The organism is Sphingobium limneticum (assembly GCF_008710155.1).
GTDB lineage: Bacteria > Pseudomonadota > Alphaproteobacteria > Sphingomonadales > Sphingomonadaceae > Sphingobium > Sphingobium limneticum.
This window is the reverse complement of the sequence record NZ_VYPZ01000041.1, coordinates 1-18,197: the sequence shown is the minus strand read 5'-3', so window position 1 is coordinate 18,197 and position 18,197 is coordinate 1. Positions and strand designations below refer to the sequence as shown.

General features: G+C 60.7%; 13 protein-coding genes and 1 pseudogene. 8 read left to right on the top strand and 6 right to left on the bottom strand.

All coding sequences use genetic code 11. The features are described from left to right. Together F4U94_RS22485 and F4U94_RS22480 are read right to left on the bottom strand one after the other, a co-directional pair. The coding region (locus tag F4U94_RS22485; RefSeq protein WP_249042105.1) for an amidase family protein at positions 1–1,104 on the bottom strand (1,104 nt) is incomplete at its 3' end. 114 nt (positions 1,105–1,218) lie between these two features. Further along, positions 1,219–2,268 (bottom strand): ornithine cyclodeaminase, encoded by a 1,050-nt coding sequence (locus tag F4U94_RS22480; protein ID WP_120253324.1) that lies wholly within the window; start codon positions 2,266–2,268, stop codon positions 1,219–1,221. A gap of 144 nt (positions 2,269–2,412) precedes the next feature. Here F4U94_RS22480 and F4U94_RS22475 point away from each other — a divergent pair, with 144 nt between their 5' ends. Beyond that, positions 2,413–2,853 (top strand): Lrp/AsnC family transcriptional regulator, encoded by a 441-nt coding sequence (locus F4U94_RS22475; RefSeq protein ID WP_120253325.1) that lies wholly within the window; start codon positions 2,413–2,415, stop codon positions 2,851–2,853. Positions 2,854–2,922: 69 nt separating this feature from the next. Further along, positions 2,923–6,258: an amidohydrolase family protein gene (locus F4U94_RS22470; protein WP_249042104.1), complete on the top strand. Its 3,336-nt coding sequence runs from the start codon at positions 2,923–2,925 to the stop codon at positions 6,256–6,258. Between the two features lies 1 nt (position 6,259). On the opposite strand, the gene pdxR is transcribed toward F4U94_RS22470, so the two are convergent. Beyond that, complete coding sequence (gene pdxR / locus F4U94_RS22465) at positions 6,260–7,738, bottom strand: MocR-like pyridoxine biosynthesis transcription factor PdxR (protein WP_120253608.1); 1,479 nt, start codon at positions 7,736–7,738, stop codon at positions 6,260–6,262. A gap of 191 nt (positions 7,739–7,929) precedes the next feature. Between pdxR and F4U94_RS22460 the strand changes: the two genes are divergently transcribed. After that, positions 7,930–8,526 (top strand): FMN-binding negative transcriptional regulator, encoded by a 597-nt coding sequence (locus tag F4U94_RS22460; protein WP_120253609.1) that lies wholly within the window; start codon positions 7,930–7,932, stop codon positions 8,524–8,526. Positions 8,527–8,621: 95 nt separating this feature from the next. Here the strand turns inward: F4U94_RS22460 and F4U94_RS22455 are convergent, their stop codons facing one another. Continuing rightward, positions 8,622–11,321 (bottom strand): TonB-dependent receptor domain-containing protein, encoded by a 2,700-nt coding sequence (locus F4U94_RS22455; RefSeq protein ID WP_120253326.1) that lies wholly within the window; start codon positions 11,319–11,321, stop codon positions 8,622–8,624. A gap of 589 nt (positions 11,322–11,910) precedes the next feature. Between F4U94_RS22455 and F4U94_RS22450 the strand changes: the two genes are divergently transcribed. The 3 genes and pseudogenes from F4U94_RS22450 to F4U94_RS25485 all read left to right on the top strand — a co-directional run bounded on the left by F4U94_RS22450 (position 11,911) and on the right by F4U94_RS25485 (position 13,504). Continuing rightward, positions 11,911–12,357 carry a fumarylacetoacetate hydrolase family protein gene (locus F4U94_RS22450; RefSeq protein ID WP_120253327.1) on the top strand — a complete coding sequence of 149 codons (447 nt, stop codon included), beginning with the start codon at positions 11,911–11,913 and terminating at the stop codon, positions 12,355–12,357. Positions 12,358–12,405: 48 nt separating this feature from the next. Next, positions 12,406–12,687, top strand: a pseudogene (locus F4U94_RS25490) (Gfo/Idh/MocA family oxidoreductase); the annotation flags it as partial. A gap of 115 nt (positions 12,688–12,802) precedes the next feature. Beyond that, positions 12,803–13,504 carry a Gfo/Idh/MocA family protein gene (locus F4U94_RS25485; protein ID WP_331852631.1) on the top strand — a complete coding sequence of 234 codons (702 nt, stop codon included), beginning with the start codon at positions 12,803–12,805 and terminating at the stop codon, positions 13,502–13,504. Between the two features lie 662 nt (positions 13,505–14,166). On the opposite strand, the gene F4U94_RS22440 is transcribed toward F4U94_RS25485, so the two are convergent. Together F4U94_RS22440 and F4U94_RS22435 are read right to left on the bottom strand one after the other, a co-directional pair. After that, the gene (locus tag F4U94_RS22440) at positions 14,167–15,447 is read right to left on the bottom strand and encodes a DEAD/DEAH box helicase (protein WP_120253328.1); all 1,281 of its coding nucleotides are present in this window, start codon (positions 15,445–15,447) and stop codon (positions 14,167–14,169) included. A gap of 316 nt (positions 15,448–15,763) precedes the next feature. Next, complete coding sequence (locus tag F4U94_RS22435; protein WP_120253329.1) at positions 15,764–16,369, bottom strand: TetR/AcrR family transcriptional regulator; 606 nt, start codon at positions 16,367–16,369, stop codon at positions 15,764–15,766. A gap of 165 nt (positions 16,370–16,534) precedes the next feature. Here F4U94_RS22435 and F4U94_RS22430 point away from each other — a divergent pair, with 165 nt between their 5' ends. Together F4U94_RS22430 and F4U94_RS22425 are read left to right on the top strand one after the other, a co-directional pair. After that, positions 16,535–17,680 carry an MFS transporter gene (locus F4U94_RS22430; protein WP_232016353.1) on the top strand — a complete coding sequence of 382 codons (1,146 nt, stop codon included), beginning with the start codon at positions 16,535–16,537 and terminating at the stop codon, positions 17,678–17,680. A 124-nt stretch (positions 17,681–17,804) separates the two neighbouring features. After that, the gene (locus F4U94_RS22425) at positions 17,805–18,044 is read left to right on the top strand and encodes a hypothetical protein (RefSeq protein WP_150412261.1); all 240 of its coding nucleotides are present in this window, start codon (positions 17,805–17,807) and stop codon (positions 18,042–18,044) included. The last annotated feature ends 153 nt before the right edge of the window (positions 18,045–18,197 follow it).

Sequence of the window (18,197 nt, the reverse complement as noted above, 5' to 3'; positions counted from 1 at the left end):
CGCCCGAGGCCGGTCAAAAACGACCGGATTCTGGAAGGTTACCTCCCAGAATGACTGACGCCTTGGGCTAGAAAACGGCGAAAGCGAGGCCAATGGCCGGCTCTGCCAACCCTTTTTCCGCAGCCTGTTAGTGCAGGTATCCATGATACCGGCCTCCATTGGCAAAGCACCGCTCAGATCGCCCAGCCAGCCGATGCTGCCGCCCTTCCAATCCCGGTCGAGAGGTTTGGCGAAGATGGCAGGATCATCACCGAGCGAGAAAGGCGCACGACTATCTTCGCCCGCCTGAACCGACAACAGCATGGCAAGGTCGGCAACGGTCCGGCCCAGAGGCCCCGATGTCGCAAAATTCTGCCAGAACATGTCGCTATTGGGCACGGATGGCACGCGGCCGAACGAGGGACGCAAGCCAAAGACATTGTTCCAGCCCGGAGGGTTACGCAAAGAGCCACCAAAATCGCTGCCATCGGCCACCGGCACCATCCGCAGCGCGAGCGCCACTGCGCCGCCGCCGGTACTGCCGCCTGCCGCCTTGCCATAGGCATAGGCATTATGCGTCGTACCAAATAGCGGATTGAAGCTGTGCGAACCCAGCGCGAATTCGGGCACATTGCTCTTGCCGATGAAGACCGCGCCGGCCTTTCGCATGCGTGCGACGACCAGGCTGTCGGCGCTGGGGATATTGTTGCGAAGGATCGGCGAGCCTTGGGTACTGGCAATGCCCTTGACCGGTGCGGTATCCTTCACCGCATGAGGGAAGCCGTGCAAGGTACCATGGAAGCGGCCGGCGGCGGCATCCTCGTCCATCGCCGCAGCCTGGCGCATCAACATCTCGCTATCCACCCGCGACACGATGGCATTGAAGCGCGGATTGAGCGTGTCGATATGCGCGAGATGGGCGGTCATGACCTCTCGGCTGGACAGGTCGCGACGGCGTATCGCGGCGGAAAGATCGGTAGCGTTCATGAGGACGATATCGCTCGGCCCCTTCCTTGCGGCGGATTTAGCAAAGACAGGGCTAGCTCCAGCGGCGAGTGCAGCCGGTGCGGCGGCGAGGATGGTTCTACGGTTCATCGCCATGCGTTCCAGGATCTTATCGCCCACTGTCATTCCTCATGATTGAATGTTGCGCTTCTCTTGGCCGGGGTATTTGCTCGGTAAAGGTCCAATATCGGATCACGGCGCGGGACCAGCCCGCGCCGGATCGCAAATCCCCCGTCAGGCTGCAGCGCGCTGAAGCATGCCAAACAGGTCGCGTGGATCGTCAGGATCGGCAACCATGTCCAGCTGCTGGAAATATTCGGTACCTTCCAGCTTGCCAAGGACATAGCGCAATGCGGAAAAATCCTCCACGGCAAAGCCGACGCTGTCGAACAGAGTGATCTGCCGGGCATCGGTACGGCCCTGCGCCTCGCCGCTCAGCACCTTCCAGAATTCGGTGACCGGATAGGAATCGTCCATCTGCTGGATCTCACCCTCGATACGGGTCTGCGGCTCGAATTCGACGAAGGTAGCGGCCCGTCCGAGTATGTCTTTATGCAACTCCGTCTTGCCGGGGCAATCGCCACCGATGGCGTTGATGTGAATACCCGCGCCGACCATGTTATCGGACAGGATCGTGGCATAGACCTTGTCCGCGGTGCAAGTGGTCACGATGTGGGCACCCTCGATCGCATCTTCCGACGTGTCGCAAGGCACGACCCGCAATCCCGACCCCGCAAGATTGCGCGCGACCTTTTGCGTTGCCGCCTGGTCGATGTCGAACAGGCGTACTTCCTCAATGCCGACAATGGCTTTCATGGCGATCGCCTGGAATTCCGCCTGTGCGCCATTACCGATCATCGCCATCACGCGCGATCCTGCCGGGGCCAGCCGACGCGCCACCATTGCGGATGTGGCCGCAGTACGCAGCGCGGTCAGCAGCGTCATTTCGGCGAGCAGCAGGGGGTAGCCCGTGTCCACCCGCGCCAATAATCCGAAGGCAGCGACGGTCTGAAGGCCCTTGGCGATATTGCTGGGATGACCGTTCACATATTTGAACGCGAAAGCCTCGCCGTCCGAAGTGGGCATCAATTCGATCACCCCCTCCTTCGAATGCGAAGCGAGCCGGGGCGTCTTTTCAAAAAGATGCCAGCGCAGATAATCCGCCTCGATCGCGTCGGTCAGTTCGCGCAACATGGTTTCGATCCCGAAATGGTGAACGAGGCGCATCATGTTTTCGACGCTGACAAATGGGATGAAAGCCAAAGGGGACGGTGCTGGGGCCATGGAAATTCCTTGGGAGAAATGGGTGCGCCGCAATCCTACCGCCGGCATATGTTGATCAAAATCGCAACTTCGCCTTGCAATACGCTCAACATTAGACAATTTTTATAGTGAAATTGATCAATTTGCCCAAGATGTAGCGCATTCATGACCGGCTTCGCGAAGTTCATTCCGGACGACCTCGATCGACGCATCATCGGCCATCTCAGGGCCGATGGCCGCGCGTCCCTTTCAAAGCTTGCCGATGCCCTCGGCGTGGCGCGCGGTACGGTGCAAAGCCGGCTGGACCGGCTCGTCGACACCGGCACGCTGCTGGGTTTCACCATCCGGGTGCGCGACGACTATGACGATCTTTCGGTTCGTGCGGTGATGATGATAGAGATTACCGGCAAATCGACGACAGAGGTCATCCGCAAGCTGAGAGGCATCGTCGAGATTCGGACGCTGCATACTACCAATGGAAACTGGGATCTGGTGGCCGATATCCACGCCGCCAGCCTGTCGGAATTCGACCGTGTGCTCCGGCAGGTGCGGATGATCGAAGGCGTGCTCAACAGCGAAACGAGCCTGTTGCTGAGTACGGTCTGACCGGCAAATCCGGCGGTGGTCCCTTGGTCAGGCAGAAACTGGATGTTCCACCGCGACAGCATACCGGCAATGACACAGGCGTTGATAAGGGACGCGAAGGGTGACGGCGTGAAGAAGTGGCTGGCGAATGCGGCAATCCTGGCAGGCTGGTCCATATCGGCAAGTTCGGTGGCTTGGGCCAATCCGTTGCCGCCGCTCACCGGGCGCGTGATCGAATATGATACGCGGGAAGTTACCTGGCCTGCGCTGGATGTGTCGCCGGACGGGGGCACGATCCTGTTCGATCTTCTCGGCGATATCTACGCCCTGCCATCGCAAGGGGGCAAGGCCCGCCCGGTCATGACCGGCGCCGCGTTCGATACCCAGCCCGTTTTCTCGCCCGATGGTCGCCATATCGCCTTCGTCAGCGATCGCGACGGGGCCGAGGCGCTTTGGGTCGCCGACGTCGATGGCGACAATGCACGTCGCGTGTCGAAGGAAGCCAACGGCGCTGCCCACTATAGTTCCCCGGCATGGTCCCCCGATGGCAAGACGCTCTATGTCTCGCGCATGATCTGGGGTGTCCTGGCCTTCGAACTATGGTCGTTCGATGTCGAAAGCGGTACGCACGACGTGCTGGTAAAGGCGCAGCCGAACGGTGATGATCCTCACCCTCAACGACGCAATGCGATGGGCGTCGTCGTCGCCCCCGATGGCAAGAGCCTCTATTACGCGATCAAGGCCGGGACCACATGGACCAGCGGCCCGTTACCCCATTGGACGATCGCGCGGTTCGATCTGGCGACCCGCAAGCAGAGCGCTGTCCTGACGACGCCGGGCGGCGGCATGCGCCCGCTTTTGTCGCATGATGGCCGCTGGCTTGCCTATGCCACGCGGGAAGACGGAAAGACCGCCTTGCGCCTGCATGATCTGTCGGACGGAACGGATCGTCTGCTTCATGGCCCGATCGACCCGGATGGCCAGTCTGGTGGCTATTATGTCGACCTGCTTCCGCGCATGGTCTTTTCCGCCGATGATCGCAGCATTTATCTGGGTCTTGGTGGCGGACTGAAGCGGCTGGACATCGCCTCTGGCGACCTGACCGACATCCCATTCGAAGCGCATGTGCGACAGGAAATGGGACCGGACCTGCGCCGTCAGCATCGTGTCGATACCGGGCCGGTCCACATTCGGGTGATCCAGACCCCGCGCCTTTCGCCTGATGGGAAGCGCGTGATCTTCGGCGCCGTCGGGCGGCTCTACCTTGCCGACAACCGCAAGGGCGCCAGACCGCGCCGCCTCGACGTCCCCGGCGCTGCCTGGCAACCCAGCTGGTCGGACGATGGGCGCTTCGTCACCTATGTCACCTGGACAGCGAAGGAGGGCGGCCATGTCTGGATCGCGGCGGTAGATGGCAAGACCGCGCCGCGCCGGATCACGACGCAGCCCGCCTATTATTCGGAACCGCTGTTCCTGGCGGGCGACAAGGCCGTGGTGGCCTTTTCGGCCAGCCAGCATGACCGCCTCTATCGGTCTGCCGAAAGCCTTGGGCCGATGCCCTCGACTTTGGTGCGGCTGTCGGCACAGGGCGGCGATAGCCTGATATTGGGAGAGGTGGGCGCCGCGATGGACCTGCGCCGCGATGCCGATCCTGCACGCGTGCGTTATTATGCCGATGGCTGGATTTCCTCGCATGCCGTCGATGCCGGTACGCAGGGCAAGAACGCGGTCAAGCAACTGGTCAAGCTGGTAGCCCGTCCCGACAGCCAATATTTCGATGCGCCGGCACCGGTCAAAAATGCGCAACTCAGCGCGGACGGCAGGACGGCGCTGGTGCGCTATGCCTCGCAACTCTATCTGGTGCCGGTCCCGGCGGCGAAAGACGGAAGCGCTGCGCCGACTGTTACGGTCAGCGACCCGGCTTCGGGCGCGCGGCGGATCACCGCGATCGGTGCGGACTATATGGATTGGGCGCCGGACATGCGCTCTTTGCTCTGGTCGGTTGGATCGACGGTGCGGCAACTGGCATTGGGCGCTACGGAAAACAGCACGCCCGCTATCATAGAAGGGCGCGCGCGCAGCGCGAAGATGGACGTGGTGCTGCCCCGCGACGTGCCCAAGGGCAAATTGCTGCTGCGCGGGGCGCGGGTGGCCACGATGAAGGCGGACGAGATCATCGACGACGCCGACCTGCTGATCGTCGACAACCGCATCGCCGCAATCGGCCCGCGCGGGGCCTTCCCGGTTCCTCGGGGTACCGAGATATCCGATGTCACTGGTAAATTCATCGTGCCAGGCTTCGTCGATGCCCACGCCCATTGGTTCGAAACGCGCCGCCGCATCCTCGACATCGGCCATTGGGATTTCTCCGCCAACCTTGCCTATGGTGTTACTGCCGGTCTGGATGTGCAGACATTCGATCCCGATGTGTTCGGCTATGCCGACATGATCGACGCTGGCCTGATGATCGGCCAGCGCGCTTTTTCAACGGGTGAAGGCGTGTTCCGCACCAGCCCGATGAATAGTCGCGAGGAAGCCATTGCCACGCTGCGACGCTATTCGGATTATTACCGCACGCCGAACATCAAACAATATATGGTCGGCGACCGCGCCGCGCGGCGACACCTGATCGAAGGCGCGCAGGCGCTGGGACTGATGCCCACGACCGAAGGCGCGAGCGATTACCGGCTCGACCTGACCCAGATGCTCGACGGCTATGCCGGCAACGAACATAGCCTGCCGATCGCACCGGTGCATGACGATGTGATGCAGATGCTCGTGCGATCGAGAATCTCGACTGTACCCACTATGCTGGTACTATACGGCGCGCCGGGGCCGCTGGGGATGATGACGGCGGGCCACCAGCAGGATTTCGATGCCAAGTTGAACCGCTTCGTTCCCGAATTCGCTTTCGCGGCGAAGCGCGATTCCGCGCAATGGAATCGCGCTGACGGACAAGGCTTCTCGATGTTTGCCAAGCAGGCAAGCGATATCGGCCATGCTGGCGGATTGCTTGGTGTCGGCGCACATGGCGTCGTTCAGGGACTGTCCTATCATTGGGAACTGGAAGCGATGGCCTCTGGCGGGGGCAGCCCGATGCAGATCCTGCACGCCGCGACGATAGGCTCCGCCGAAGTGATCGGGCGCGCGCTCGACCTCGGCTCGATCGAACCCGGCAAGCTGGCCGACCTGCTGATCCTTGATCGCGATCCGCTGGCTGACATTTGCAATACGCGATCGCTCAGCTTTGTGATGCAGAATGGGCGTCTTTATGATGCCGCTACGCTCGATGAACAGTGGCCGCGCCGCAAGCCGCATGCCGCGCAATGGTTCGAAGGCATGTCGCAGCGGGAGGTCGCCGTGGCGAGAGCGCGTGCTGCTGCGTTCGAGGAAGCGCAGGGCAGCGCCGCCTCCTTCGAATATTGACCTATCCTATCCGATCCAACGCTTTCGCCAATGTCTGGATCGCCCGTTCCGCCTCGATATCGTTGAGGCTGGCAAAGCCGATGCGCAGGCCGCGCTCGGCCTGCGGGTGCACCATGAAGGATTCGGACGACGCGAAGCGCAGGCCCAGCGCCTTAGCCTCGGTTTCGAGCGCGAGAAGATCGATGCCGGGGAAGCGCAGCCAGAAAGCCAGCCCGCCATTGGGCGTTTCAAACGCTATCCGATCTCCAAAGCTTTGGCGCAGCCTTTCGGCAAAACGCTCGCGACGTTCGCCATAAATCTTGCGCACCTTGCGCGCATGGCGTCTCAGCGCGCCGCTGGTGATGAGATCGGCGACGGCATCTTCGGTGACTGTGTTCCCCATGCCATCTGTCAGGGACACATAATGTCCCAGCGCGCGGATCATCGGCTCGGGCGCAACGACGTAGCCGACGCGCAAGGCTGGTACGATCAGCTTCGACAAGGAGCCGAGATAGATGACATGGTCTGGCGCAAAGGCCGCCATGGGCAAGAGCGGCTGAGATGCGAAATGAAATTCATGGTCATAATCATCCTCGATGATCGCAAAGCCGAACTGCTTGGCGAGATTGAGGAGCGCCAACCGACGTTCGGGGCGCAATACGCTGGTGGTCGGGAACTGGTGATGGGGGGTCAGGAAAATCGCGCGCACCTTATGCTTGCGACACGCCTTCTCCACCGCGTCGATGTCGATCGCCGGTCCGTCGAAAGGCACGGACACGAGCTTGGCGCCCATCATGCGGAAGGCTGCGAGCGCCGGCTCGTACGTCAACTCTTCGACGATCACGGCATCACCGGGACGGATCAGGGCCTGAGCCGTCAGAAAGAGGCCGTTCTGGCTACCGCGTGTGACGCAGATTTCTTCCGGCCCGATCGTCAGGCCGCGCTGGTGGCGCAGCATGTCCGCGATTGCCGAGCGGAGCTGTAACGTGCCGAAGGGATCGCGATATTGCAGGTGACTGTCAGCCGGCGGACGCAGCAAGGCATTGCGATAGGCCTGCATGAGCGCTTCGTTTGGAAACAGGCGGCCGTCGGGCGCGCCTTCATCCAATTTTATACCCGGTCCGCCCGGCAGTGCCAGCGGTCGGGCGGGCGTCGGCAATATCCTATATTGCGGATTGGGCTTTTGGGCAGACTTGAATTCCAGCGGATCCGCGCGCTTCCCACGGACGGGATCGGGAAAGGTCGTGGCGACCATCGTGCCGCGCGTGCCTGAGGATTCCAGCCAACCCTGTGCGATCAGTTCCTCATAGGCGAATACGATCGTCTTGCGATTGAGGTTGAGTTCGGTCGCCAGTTGCCGGCTGCCCGGGAGATAGGTGCCCGGCGCCAGCCTACCCCGCTCGATGTCCCGGATTATGGCCGCAATGACCTGAATATAGATCGGGGTCGGCAGTGCAGGATCGATCCTGTCACCAAGCATGACGTGCAGGGGGCGAAGCATGATCCTGTGGTCCCGGCCTGACTGTTCCATTCGTTGTGAATGATGTCCGCCCTAATTGCTCATGGGCCGATAGGCAATCCAAAGCTGGACCCGCTGATTTCGATATACTGGCCCTTGAGGTGGGCCAGGCACGGCTCCATTGCATATTTTCGGGCGGTGTCGATCCGCTGCATAGATGGGGAAGCAGCACATTGAACGAAGCATTTTCCGCTTATGGTCCGCAGGACGTCCGTTTCCTGATTGGGCAATATCCGCTCGCCTGGGTCCAGACCTGCGCTAGCGTAGAGCAGCCCGCGGCATCGCTGCTCCCCCTTCTCGGCGAATATGACCGGGATGGACGCCTGATCGCTCTGATCGGACATATGGCGCGCCATAATCCGCTGCATGACGCGCTTCAGACAGATTGTCGTGCGCACATCCTGTTCACCGGCCCCCAAGGCTATGTCTCGCCCGAACATGCGGGTCTGCGCGATTGGGCGCCGACCTGGAACTATGTCCAACTGAAGATAGCGGCCGACCTTCATTTCGACGATGCGCTGACAGAGCCTGCCCTCGACATGCTGATCAACCATATGGAGCGTGACCGCATCGCACCATGGCGCAAGGAGGCGTTGGGCGCTCGCTATTCCCGTTTGGCGGGGGCGATCATCGGCTTTCGGGCGGAGGTCCGTTCGTGCGCTGGCATATTCAAACTCGGGCAGGACGAACGGCCGGAGGTTCTGGCCGATATCCTGTCCTCACACCCCGATGCGACATTGGTGGAATGGATGCGCCGCTTTACCAATTAAGCGGAAAGAAACGCCCGTCCTGTCGACATGGAATGGCAAAGAAAAAGGCGGCGGGTTCGCACCCGCCGCCTTTTTTGATGCCTGACAAGGCGTCTTCAGAATTCCAGGCGCGCGCCCACCGTCATGTAGCGACCGATCACGTCATAATAGGGCGAGAAGGTCGAATAGAGCGGCGGTTCCTTGTCGAACAGGTTCGACACATTGCCGTACAGTTCGAAATGCTTGCCCTCGCCGAACGGAATCTTCTGGCTCAGTTGCAGGTCGACATAGGTATAGGCCGGAATATGATTGTTCGTCAGCGCCTTACTGGTGCGGTTCCAATACCCCGACGAGAGATAGCGTGCCCGAACAAGGCCGCTGAACCCGTCACTGACATAGCCAACCGAGGCATTGGCGCGAATGCGCGGCACGCCGTTGACGAAGGCATAGCCCTGCGATTTCACATATTCGACCTTGCTGATGCCGTCATCGGTGGTGAAGTGGTTCACCCAGGTTCCAAGCAGGCGGAAAGTGAGTTTGCCGTTGGCATCATTGTTGACCGGCATCGTATAGGCCAGTTCCGCGTCGACGCCGTCAGTCTTGAATTCCGACAGATTGACCGACGATGACGCGACGCTGGCGATCCGCCCGTCCGTGCCGCGGGTGATGTAATTGCACAGGCTGGCATTGCCCGTATTGCAACGATCGACCAGAACCTGCGCGCTAATGCTGGTGATGACATCCTTGATCGAGATGTTGAAATAGTCGATCGACGCGGTCAGGCCACGCATCGGAGCCGTCGTGATGCCTACGGTCCAGGTGTCGGCCTTTTCCGGCCTGAGTGAAGCATTGCCGCCACCATAGACGAGCACGCTGCGGCTGCCCTCGCTGCTGTAAAGGGGGTCAACCACGCCGACATAGCTGACGGTCTGGTTCGAATAGAGCTCGCTCACATTGGGTGCGCGAATGTCGCGCGAACGGGCAACACGGCCGATCACGTCCGGCAGGAACTCGTTGGTGGCGCCCAGCTTCCACGACCAGCTGGTGCCGCTGGTGCTGTAATCCGACGCCCGTGCAGCGCCGTTCAACTCCAGCTTGCGCAGCATCGGCACGTCCCTGACGACCGGCACGACGATTTCGGCAAAGGCTTCCTTGACGTCATATTTGCCGCGCAGGGAACTGAAGTAGAATGTGCTGAACGCCTTGGCGGCATCGAGCGCACCGACCGTGTTGGCGGTGGACAGATTGCGTCCTTCTGCACCGATGGCGATCGATACAGGACCAGCGGGCAAGTCGATTGGCTCGCCGCGCAGCGACACGCCATAAGTGTCGATCTTGTTCAGGCCATTGAGGCGCGGCGTGCCCGTGACATAGTCGATCGCCGCCTGCGAAGGCGCACCTTCCCCGAACAGGTTGAGCGGTACGCAGCCCGCAGCGCCCGACCGACATACGGCCTGACCCGTGGTCGGACTGATAACCGCATCCACCGCATTGGCGAAATTCTGTGCGATCAAAAAGCCCGGCGTATTGATCTTGTTGCGATATTGGCCGTGGCTGTAATAAGCCCCGTAGCGCCAGCGCCCGTCGTCAAAGCTGCCGTCCAGAGCAATCGTTCCCTGGATGCTGCGACGGTCCAGATTGATGGTGCTGTACGACAGATCCGCATTGTAGCGGGCCATGGTGAAGCTGGTCTGTCTGGCTGCGGCCAGGGCCTGCTTGATGTTATCATTCAAAAACGCATTGTCGGACCGGATGGTGACGCTGCCCGTATTGTCGCCGAACCAGGTGTAGCTGTTATAATAGCGCGAATAACGCAGATCAGCGCTCAGCTTGAGCGTGTCGGTCAGCTCGTAGGACGCCTTGGCCATGACCGTATAGCGTTTTTGCGGCGTGATCAGCGGGCTGCGCTCGTCATCGGACGGGCCTTCTCCACCGATCATGTTGGTACCGACGACGGTGCCGATGTCGGGCACGCGCAGGGTGCCGTCCGGGTTGAAGCCATAACCCCGCAGAGCGCCCGAAATGATATATCCGCCGATCAGACGGGTGGCGAGCCCAACATCGGGCGTCAATGTGTTGTTGACGGTGGCGAAACGGCCGGTGTTCTTGCGGTCGGTCTTTTTCAGGATGCCGTCATTGTTGACATACTCGCCGCCGATCACGAAATGGCCACGGCCGTCAGCAAAGGCCGTGCCATATTTGCCCTCGAACTTGACCTGACCCGCGTCCCCACGCGAAGAGATGCCGCCTTCGGCACCAAGGCGAACGCCGTCATAGTCGCTGTCGATGAGCATGTTGACGACACCGGCGACCGCGTCGGAGCCCCAGGCGGCCGAGGCGCCACCGGTGACGATGTCCACGCTTTTGATCATGATGGATGGTACGGTGTTGAGGTCGTTGTCGCTGACAAGACGGCGGCCGTCGACGAGGACGAGCGAGCGGGTTTCACCAAGCCCGCGGATGTTGATCGGGAAGCGGCCGGCCTGTGCGTTGGTGCCCGACGTTTGCGGCGACTGCGATGCCTTGAACTGCGGCAGGTCGGCGAGCGCCGCACCGATGTTGGTCCGGCTGACGACATCAAGGTCTGCCTGCGTCATGTGCAGCAGAGGCGTCGGCGATTCATATCCGGGGCGATCGATGCGCGAACCGGTTACGACTATCTCGCCTTGCGCGGACGCATTGGAGCCGGTTTCGGCGTTGGTCTGTTCGGGCTGTGCCGCGGATTGCGCCAGTGCCGGAGCGGCCGGAAGGGCCAGAGCAATGAGCGCCGTTCCTGCCAGGATCGACTGCCGACGCGCACGAAGAAGCTGTTCCATCAATTAAATCCCTGAGTCACGGTCGCCCTTGCGATTTGGAGCGATCTGTTAGGGCCCGAAGGCCTCTCTGGAAGATGAAACAGGCAGCCGGTCCGGTGGAACCTCCACTTTCTGCAAAAGTCAGGGGACCAAGCGGGATCCGGTGAACAGACTATAGAAACATGCCGTGAGGGCGTTTTCTCGGCAACCCGCGATGATGGCGGTCCTATGGAGCGTTCCGTGACGCGAGTTGAAGCTCATTTTCGCGCGAAGGCATATTCCATAAAAAACCTCGCTTCCCGGCGGGTTTGCTTGTGGGATATTGGCGTTACTGAGTGAGATTATGTTTGGTTGCGGGAGCGCGCGTCGGACGATGCCGCAATTCGCCAGCGAAGACATCTGATATTTAAGTCTCCACCCCCCGCTTCTGGAGTTGTCGAATCTAACAGCGGAGGCCCCTCCGACCTGACGATGAAAATTGCTACAAACCCGCCATTCCCATGCGACAGGCTGAGAGGCAGCTCTTGCCATATGCCGAAGTTCAGCGCTTGTCCCCACGGCTTGGCGTTACGACTGAAGCCGGCTGTAAGGAGAATGGCAGGTTCCGGGCATGACCGCCCGATGGCTGCCCTTTCCTGAGTTCCCAGCGCCTATCAAACATGACTTTCATAATTTTGGAAAGACTCCCGACGAACTGGGGGATGCGTGGGCCGAAGGTCGAGTTCACCTGTCGCTGGAAGTGCAGGTCAACGGTCAATGGTTCGGCCATCCCCATGGCCGCGAAATGGCATTCGGCTTCGATGACCTCATCGCACACGCCGCACGGACCCGCGATCTGGTCGCTGGCACCATCATCGGTTCCGGCACCGTGTCCAACACCGACTATGCCAGCGTCGGATCATCTTGCATATCCGAACGCAGAGCGATCGAGATGATTGCGGGCGGGAAGCCGGAAACGCCCTTTCTCCATTTTGGCGACAGGGTGCGAATGGCGGCGCTGGGACGGGACGGATCGCCGTTTGGGAATATCGACCAACGCGTCATCGCCGCAATCTGAACGACAATAAGGAGGAGAGACGTGGCAGGAATCCGTGCAAAAATCCGTATGGGCATGGTTGGTGGCGGGCCCAGCGCTTTTATCGGTCCGGTCCATCGGATCGCAGCGGAACTGGACGGGCATATCGTATTGGTTGCAGGCGCGTTCAGCAGCAGTGCCGAACGTTCGCGCGAGGCGGGCGCGCAATATCGCATCGATGCAGCCCGTGCCTATCCCGACCTGAACGCCATGCTGGCGAACGAGACGCGGCGGGACGACGGCATCGATTTCCTGTCCATCGTCACGCCCAATCACATGCACCTGCCTGCCGCCATCGCCGCGCTGAACGTCCGCGTGCCGGTGATGAGCGACAAGCCCGCCACCGCCACGCTGGACGAAGCATTGGAGCTGCGCGGCGTCGGGCACGCCCTATGCGCTGACCTATACCTATTCCGGTTATCCGCTGGTGCGCGAAGCGCGAGCGCGCATCACCGCCGGGGAAATTGGCAAGGTTCGCAAGGTCGTGGTGGAATATCCGCAGGGCTGGCTGGCAGGCGAAGCGAGCGGCAAGCAGGCCGAATGGCGGGTCGATCCGGCACGTTCGGGCTTGGGCGGATGCATCGGCGACATCGGCGTCCACGCCTTTCATCTGGCGGAGTTCGTCACCGGCCTGACCGTCACGGCATTGCTGGCGGATCTGGCCGCTGTGGTGCCGGGGCGCGCACTGGACGATGACTGCACCATATTGTTGCGGTTCGACACCGGCGCGCGCGGCGTGCTGATGGCATCGCAGATTTCGGTTGGCGAACGCAATGGCCTACGCATTCGCATCTATGGCGAACATGGCGGCATCGACTGGCGGCAGGAATCGCCCAACGTGCTGACGCTGCATCATGGCGACGGGCGCACGGAGATTATTCAGGCGGGCGACGCCGCGCTTGGCCCCGATGCGTGCGCCGCGACGCGCATGCCCGGTGGCCACCCGGAAGGCTATCTGGAAGCCTTCGCCAACCTCTACAGCGATTTCGCCCGGATGCTGCGCGGCGAACCTGCCCCGTTGCTGCCCGGCATAGACGATGGCGTCCGGTCCATGGCATTCATCGCCACCGCCGTCGACGCCAGCGCTCGCCGCGCAGGCTGGACGCCGCTCATCATCCCTGAAGCATAAATGCCCGGCCATTTCGTGGCCCAGTTTGCAGGGAAAGTGGGGCCATTCAACAGCCTTTACATCATCGCCCAGTGGATCGCGGGTCTGAGTGCAGATACCAAGCTGGGACGTGCGCCTACCCCAGTGCAGCAGACGGGTTCCAACGTCGCTCAAACTTGCCCGACCATATCAACCTTCCCCGCAAGGGTTGACGGGTCGGCCTGCACATCGTCCTTGTCGAGGATTGCTCAGAGTTCACTCATGTTACGGCCTGTTCGCTTACACGGTCGCCTACGTGACCGTCATCCAGGGGCTTCAGACATTTCGTCACCTCCACGCCTGCCCCGGTTGCTTCCGGCTGGAGCATCGCGGGTGGACCTTTCATCCACTAGAAAGTGTCGCCTTTGCGCAAAGAAAGCGGGTATCGCGATTTGGGCTTTGGACAGTCCGACCCTTTTCGGGCACTCAGCCGCCGATTTGTCTCTGTCGACTGCAGACCGACAGATCGGGTGCCTTAATCTAGGAAGGGTGCATTTCGGACGCCTTGTAGCGAAAAAGCATTCCGCGGCGACCAATCCCAGTCATCGAATATTGCTCTCTCATCTGCTCCGACCCGCGAAAAACGGGAGCTTGCTTGTCGTAATGGCTCCGCCCCTCATCATCGACGACCGGCGGTCGCTTATTTAGGCGACCTTTGCGGCCTCTCGCGCGGCACGCTTTTCTTCTTCGGTCCAGACTTTGCGGACGCGCTCTTTAGGCTGTTTAATCTGTTTGGCCGGACCGCCGCCCAGCACAGGCGCGCGCTTGGTAGAGTGCCGTGCCGCTTCGCAATGCCAGTGATGATCGTCCTTCACCGGCAGCGTACGTCCGATCGTGCGCTCCACATCATGCAGCCAGGCGCGCTGCTCGGCATCGCATAAGGTGACTGCAATTCCGCTGCGTCCGGCACGACCTGTCCGGCCGATGCGGTGGACATAGGCTTCCGGGAGGCTCGGCAGATCGTGATTGAACACATGCGTCACGGTATCGACATCGATGCCGCGCGCCGCGATATCCGTCGCGACAAGGACCTGCACGTCCCCCGCACGAAAGGCGTCAAGCGCGCGCTCCCGCTGACCTTGGGACTTGTTTCCGTGCAACGCTTCGGCGGTGATGCCAGCCTCGCTGATGAAGGTGCAGACTTCGTTGGCGATGTTTTTCTGCAATGTGAAAACGACCGCCTGACCCATGTCCGGCGTGCGCAACAGATCAAGCAACGCGGCTTTCTTGTTGCTTGCATCAAGGAACATCACTGACTGGTCGATCCGGTCCACGGTGGTGGACGGCGGGGCGATTTCGACATTGACCGGATCGGTCAGCAGGCTATCGGCCAGCGCCGTGATGGACTTGGGCATCGTGGCGGAAAACAGCAATGTGTGCCGATCCCTGGGCAGCTTTGCGACGATGCGTTCGATCGGCTTGGCAAAGCCCATGTCCAGCATCTGGTCAGCCTCGTCGAGCACCAGCGCCTCAAGCGCGGACAAGTCGCAAAGGCCCTGCTCTACCAGATCCAGCAAACGACCCGGCGCCGCCACGATGATGTCCACGCCGGCCTTGAGCGCGTTGACCTGATGGAGCTGACTGACACCGCCGAAGATCGTCGTGACGCTGGGCTTCAGATGGCGCCCGAAGCTCTCGAAGCCAGCGGCGATCTGGGACACCAGTTCGCGCGTCGGCGCCAGAACCAGAACGCGGGCACCGCCCCTGGGTGCCGGGCGGGGATCAGCGGCAAGGCGATGCAACAGCGGCAGCGCGAAAGCCGCAGTTTTACCCGTGCCGGTCTGCGCCATGCCCAGCATGTCGCGTCCCTGCAACAGCAGCGGGATGGACTGGGCCTGGATCGGCGTGGGGCTGACATAGCCTTCCTCCGTGAGCGCCTGCAGCAAAAGCGGGGCAAGATCGAGATCGGCGAAAGTCGTGGTCATGGTCACAGGGCGCCTCCAGCGCGGAGCAAGGCTGCGCCTGAAAAGGCTTAGCTTGGGGAAGTGCGCGCTGTTAAGTTCGATGCTGCACTGCGTCAATGCGGAAAGCACGGGCCGCGGCGCTCACGGAACCTCCTACCCGTTCTGTCGCCGTCGGCGACCAAGAGATTATGGCACTGTCGGCATTTCACAGCGAACCTTCCGGCCAAATGCGATGTAAGCTGACGGGTTAGGTCAGCGCTAAAGGTCGAGGTATTCTGTAGGGCCTTCACGGTCGATCTGAGCGAACTCGGCCGAATGCCGTCAGTCCAAACCAGCGTCAGACTGCAGCTTGATCCCAAATCCGCATTAACGACGTAATCGCTGCGTCGATCTGCGATAAAGGGACGCCGTCTCTGGCCTCCACTGATATACCGCTCAGGAAGGTGCTAAACATCCGTGCCATTGCGACAGTGTCAGTAGCTGGTGAAAACGCTCCGTCAGTTTTTGCTCTCTCAACATGCCGTTCGATCCCTTGGCGGTTACGTTGACGCTCCTGCACCAGGATCGCTTCCACCTGCCGATTTTCTGGCGAGCAGTTGCTGGCGCCAAGCATGATCAAGCAGCCTGAGGGATGCGATTGCGCCGTTTGCATAGCGGCCGATTTGCGCAATGCCGTCTCGATCGCATTGCGCGGAGCAAGCGTATCGTCCTTGAGACTGGCGGTCACCTGACCATAGGATCCGATGTAACGGTCCACGACGTCTTGGAACAGCGTCTCCTTGGACGTGAAAGCCGCGTAGAAGCTGGCCGACGATAGCCCGCCCATGCTGGACCTGAGCTGCGACAAGGATGTCGGCTCATAACCTTGGGCCCAGAAGAGCATCATCGCCGCATCGATGGCGGCGTCTCGGTCAAAAGTGCGCGGGCGTCCTGTGCGTGGCATGCCATCCTCATTTATGGATCAATCATTCTATAAATCATTGCCATCCGACTGTCACCCGCGTATTTGTGGATCGATCAATCCATAAATGTGAAGGTTTCCATGCCGAACGAAGAATGCAACCGGCAAAGCGGTCCCATGCCAGTTTCCGCACTTCTAGCGCTAGCGATGACTGGCTTCATCTGCATCGCCACTGAAACCCTGCCGGCCGGACTGCTGCCGCAAATTTCCTCGAGCATGGACATTTCATCAGCGCTCGCGGGCCAAACTGTTACGGCTTATGCAATCGGTTCGCTGATCGCTGCCATTCCTCTCAGCATCGCGACGCAGGCGTGGCGTCGGCGCACCGTGTTGTTGCCGACGATTGCCGGTTTCCTCGTCTTCAACTCGATCACTGCACTTTCACATAACATTATGCTCACGATGACAGCCCGCTTCCTGGCCGGCATGTCGGCGGGCCTGGCCTGGAGCCTGCTGGCAGGATATGCGCGCCGGATGGTCGCACCCGAACAACAGGGCAGAGCGATGGCGATTGCCATGGTTGGAACGCCTGTAGCCTTGTCACTCGGTGTTCCCTTCGGAACCTGGCTGGGTGCCGCAGTCGGATGGCGTTCTGCTTTTGGTGTCATGTCACTGCTCACGATCGTGCTGATCCTGTGGGTGCTGGCGAAGGTTCCCGATTATCCCGGTCAGGCCCGCAGTGCGCGAATGCCGCTTTACCGCGTTCTCACGACACCGGGGGTCCGTCCCGTCCTAGGGGTAGTCGTCAGCTGGATGCTCGCGCACAACATCCTTTATACCTATGTGGCGCCGTTCGTGACGCCTGCTGGTCTGGCAGACCGTGTGGACCTCGTCCTGCTCACATTTGGCATGACAGCCTTGGTCGGAATATGGCTGACTGGGAAGTTGATAGACCATTTTCTGCGTTCGACCGTGCTGGCCAGTCTTGCCCTGTTCGCACTGGTTACTGTGACGCTTGTGCTGGGCGCTAGGTCCGTTATCGTCATCTACGCCTGCACTGCGATCTGGGGGCTAACTTTTGGCGGCGCGGCAACTTTGCTCCAGACCGCCCTTGCAGATGCTGCCGGCGACAGCGCGGACACGGCTCTGTCGATGAATGTCGTTGCCTGGAACGGTGCGATCGCAGCGGGCGGCCTTGCTGGCGGTTTTATGCTTGAGACTTGGGGTGTTGCAGCATTTCCCTGGGCCATGCTCGCGTTGATATGCGTTGGCTTCACGGTGGCATGGTCATCGCGTGCGCACGGCTTTCCCGCAGGGAGCCGCACGGGAGACATGGCAGTCATGGGACATTGATTTAACTCGGCAGCATGGGGGTCCTCGCCTCGACTTTCGGCCTCCCATGTTTGAGCGAGCGAAGCAGCGGGAATGACAGCTTCGCCCCACGAAACGGCTTGGCGCATTGGCGAAACCGACCCTTATGAAACGCTCAGCCACCCTTTTTTCATTCCTAGCTGCGGACAGTTCCTTTTCCATCATCAAAGCTCTCGACCCATCTAAGCCGTTCGGCGGGGCAATTTCCGCTACCCAAATGCAGACCGTCCGTAATTTTGGCAGCAGTCGACCGGTTTATGCTGCTCCGCGCTCTACCATCGATGGCGGTTCCAAACATCAAAATCGCCTTATTCGATTTATCGTGAAGCATATGGCTGAAAGATAAGGCGAACCAGCCGCACCTCTCATCTCGATGGATCGTGTCCCACAGCGTGGTGTAGGTTCGCTGGGATAGCCACAGCGACCTCCGGCTAAGCCGGATTGATCATGCTGCCATGGCAGGCAACGTGATGATGGGATTATCGCTTAAACCTGAGAC

Coding starts and splice junctions, on each gene's coding strand:
- F4U94_RS22480 (WP_120253324.1), bottom strand. CDS start 2,268: ATGGCCCCAGCACCGTCCCCTTTGGCTTTCATCCCATTTGTCAGCGTC.
- F4U94_RS22475 (WP_120253325.1), top strand. CDS start 2,413: ATGACCGGCTTCGCGAAGTTCATTCCGGACGACCTCGATCGACGCATC.
- F4U94_RS22470 (WP_249042104.1), top strand. CDS start 2,923: ATGACACAGGCGTTGATAAGGGACGCGAAGGGTGACGGCGTGAAGAAG.
- pdxR (WP_120253608.1), bottom strand. CDS start 7,738: ATGCTTCGCCCCCTGCACGTCATGCTTGGTGACAGGATCGATCCTGCA.
- F4U94_RS22455 (WP_120253326.1), bottom strand. CDS start 11,321: ATGGAACAGCTTCTTCGTGCGCGTCGGCAGTCGATCCTGGCAGGAACG.
- F4U94_RS22450 (WP_120253327.1), top strand. CDS start 11,911: ATGACCGCCCGATGGCTGCCCTTTCCTGAGTTCCCAGCGCCTATCAAA.
- F4U94_RS22440 (WP_120253328.1), bottom strand. CDS start 15,447: ATGACCACGACTTTCGCCGATCTCGATCTTGCCCCGCTTTTGCTGCAG.
- F4U94_RS22435 (WP_120253329.1), bottom strand. CDS start 16,369: ATGCCACGCACAGGACGCCCGCGCACTTTTGACCGAGACGCCGCCATC.
- F4U94_RS22430 (WP_232016353.1), top strand. CDS start 16,535: ATGACTGGCTTCATCTGCATCGCCACTGAAACCCTGCCGGCCGGACTG.
- F4U94_RS22425 (WP_150412261.1), top strand. CDS start 17,805: ATGAAACGCTCAGCCACCCTTTTTTCATTCCTAGCTGCGGACAGTTCC.